The 255-nt window shown below is 40.4% G+C and carries 1 pseudogene; it reads right to left on the bottom strand.

Features of this window, described 5'->3' with window-relative positions:
• Positions 1-58 precede the first annotated feature (58 nt).
• Positions 59-255, bottom strand: a pseudogene (locus tag ACYQ2O_RS13560) (IS1634 family transposase); the annotation flags it as partial.

The following is a 255-nucleotide window of genomic DNA, read 5'->3' as shown; positions in this document are numbered from 1 at the left end:
AAACAGCTTGGTTAAGCTGTTTCTAGCCTGATTTCTTATGGATAAGGTGTCCATTTATTTAATAGTGAATACTCATATCCAGTTGAGTGGCTTTCTTGAATTCTGATAATCGCATATGGGTCGTCAATCCAGACATATCTAAACTGTCCATCAACTTTAGATACGTATCTGAAATAGTGGTTGGCGTAAGGCTAATCAACGGATAGTGTCCTTGTGCTAAAACGATTGGGTCACGGAGTGCCCGACTGAGTGCTT

It is taken from the genome of Alkalibacterium sp. m-11 (genome assembly GCF_054658155.1).
The sequence above is the reverse complement of the archived record's forward strand: the minus strand, read 5'-3'. Positions and strand labels throughout refer to the sequence as shown.